General features: G+C 29.0%; 4 protein-coding genes. 1 reads left to right on the forward strand and 3 read right to left on the reverse strand.

The genetic code is table 11. From position 1 onward, the window contains the following. Positions 1–220: 220 nt before the first annotated feature. Entirely contained in the window at positions 221–895 is a 675-nt protein-coding gene (gene rpiA, locus BMZ74_RS14220) for a ribose-5-phosphate isomerase RpiA (protein ID WP_089862862.1), read from the forward strand. Here the strand turns inward: rpiA and BMZ74_RS14225 are convergent. The 3 genes from BMZ74_RS14225 to BMZ74_RS14235 form a co-directional block, all read right to left on the reverse strand. After that, positions 870–1,394, reverse strand: coding sequence for a permease (locus tag BMZ74_RS14225; RefSeq protein ID WP_089862863.1), 525 nt, complete (start codon positions 1,392–1,394; stop codon positions 870–872). The genes rpiA and BMZ74_RS14225 overlap by 26 nt on opposite strands. Next, positions 1,391–1,873 carry a hypothetical protein gene (locus BMZ74_RS14230; protein WP_089862864.1) on the reverse strand — a complete coding sequence of 161 codons (483 nt, stop codon included), beginning with the start codon at positions 1,871–1,873 and terminating at the stop codon, positions 1,391–1,393. The genes BMZ74_RS14225 and BMZ74_RS14230 overlap by 4 nt, the downstream gene beginning before the upstream one ends. Positions 1,874–1,989: 116 nt before the next feature. Beyond that, positions 1,990–2,235: a glutaredoxin family protein gene (locus BMZ74_RS14235; protein ID WP_089862865.1), complete on the reverse strand. Its 246-nt coding sequence runs from the start codon at positions 2,233–2,235 to the stop codon at positions 1,990–1,992. Positions 2,236–2,393: the final 158 nt, after the last annotated feature.

The raw sequence follows: 2,393 nt of genomic DNA on the forward strand, positions 1-2,393 counted from the left end.
TTTAATTCAACGGAGCCAGGCAAATGCCTTTTTTATTTAGATATTTTTAGATTTACAGTTTTTTCTTCACAACATTAATTATACAACCAATAATTTTAGTCTGTTTTGCTAGATTATATTTTTAAAAATATTAACTTAATCTTTATGTTGAATTTATAAATAGCTTTTGATAATATTTAAATAAAAGTAGTTAACTATTTAATTTTAAGGAGAGATATTGATGGAAGCGAAACGTTTAACAGGGGAAAAGGCAACTGAATATATAAAATCTGATATGATTATAGGCCTGGGGACTGGCTCAACGGCCTATTATGCTATTAAAAAGGTAGGAGAATTAGTTAAAACCGGTTTAAAAATTAAGGCTGTACCTACTTCAAAAGAAACAGCTCAATTAGCAGCTGAAGCAGGGATTGAATTAGTAGAATTAGCTGAAGTAGATAAGCTTGACCTTACTATTGATGGAGCTGATGAAGTTGATCAGAATTTTAATTTAATAAAGGGCGGTGGGGGAGCATTACTGCGTGAAAAAATAGTTGCTTCTGCTACTGAAAAATTGATTATTGTAGTTGATGAGTCTAAACTAGTTGATTATTTAGGAGATTTTGATTTACCTGTTGAAGTAACTAAATTTAGCTGGCAATATACCAAAAGAATGATAGAAAAATTAGGCTGCACAGCAAAGTTACGCCAGGCTAATCAGAATAAATATATAACTGATAACGATAATTATATTCTGGACTGTGATTTTGGGAAAATAAAAGATCCAGCTGGATTAGCTTTAAAATTAAATCAGCTGCCCGGTGTAGTTGAAAATGGTATTTTTGCTGGTATGACAGATCTGGTTATAGTAGGATATAAAAATGGTCAGGTTAAGGTCCTGAAAGCTCAGTCTTAAAGTTTGTTTTTTTTAATAACTTTTCTAAACAAATACTGCTGCCAATTATTAGAGGAATTGAAATTAGCCAGCGCAAAGCTGTAAAAGTATAACCTAGATAAGTTGCTTCAAAAAGTGTCATCGGAATTCTACAAACTGCTGCCAGACCAAGATAAGAAAATATAATTCGGGGTCTGGCTCCTTTTTTGGCTAGAGCGGCTGCTACAGGAAAAGCAACATAAAGTCCACCTACAGTTGTAGCTGCTAGCATAATTATCCAGATATAGGCCAGAGGGGAGGAATTATTTCCTAAATGTTTTTTAATAGTTTTTTTATCTACCCAGACATCGAATAGTCCAATTAAAATAAAAACAGCTGGAATAAATTTAATCATTGTTAAAAAAAAGCTATAAAAATTATTCCAAACTGCAACAGCTAGCTGTTGTTTAGTAAAAAAAGTAATTAATAAAGAAATAAAAAAAGCTATTATAAAATAGTACTTTCTAATATTTGATCTCACTTAATAATCACCTCACCATAAAAAATACCAATTAAAGCCGAAACAATTAAAGCAACGACAAAACAGATTATATTTCTTAAGATAGTAATTTTTATTCCTAAAAATCTTTTTTCTAAGGGAAAAGTAACTATACCAACCAACATTAAAGTAGTAGTAAAAGCTGCAATAACAGTATAACTTACTCCTTTTTTAAGTAAAACACCTGTCAGGGGAAAAGCAATAAAGCCCGGCATAAAGGTTACAGAACCCAAAAAACTGGCTAGAAGAACTCCTGTTATACCACTTCCACTGCCGAGATATTTTATAATTAGCTTATCTGAAATAAAATATAAAGCTAAAGCAACTAAAATAATTAAATTTAAAAAGGTAGGAATGTTTTTTTGTAATTTTTTGAGTCCAATTTTAATTCCATTAATAGTTTTTTGTGAATCAATTATATAAAGTATTATTATAATAGCTAAAGTAAATAAGTACAGCATTTTTAATTATAGTCACCGACTTTCTTTATCAAGCTTAGCATAAGTTAATTCAAACTATAGAGTAGTCTAATTTATTTAAAACTACCCTATAGCTAATTAATTATTATAAGATTAATTTAACTGCTTAAATTACTTTTAAGCCAGTTAATTATATCATCTGATTCATAGAGCGGCTCTCCATCAATAAATAAACAAGGCACCTGTCTTTTACCACCAGTTTCAATTAACTCTTTTTCTGCTTTAGTATCTTGATTAATATTTTTAAATTCAATTTTTTCATTTAGATTATTTTTTTCAATAAACTTTGTTACCTTTTGACAATATGGGCAGGTTGGGAAATAATATAATGTTAATTGATTCATTTTTATCATCCTTTCTGATTAATTGAATATTTATTCACTTACTATTGCTATTATTTCTGTTAAAAATTAAATTGTATAATTAAATGCACGCTGTGATTTGATAAAAAATAGACACATATCTGTACCTTTTGTATAATGTTAATAACCACAAAAACATT

It is taken from the genome of Halanaerobium salsuginis, assembly GCF_900114545.1.
Taxonomy (GTDB): domain Bacteria; phylum Bacillota; class Halanaerobiia; order Halanaerobiales; family Halanaerobiaceae; genus Halanaerobium; species Halanaerobium salsuginis.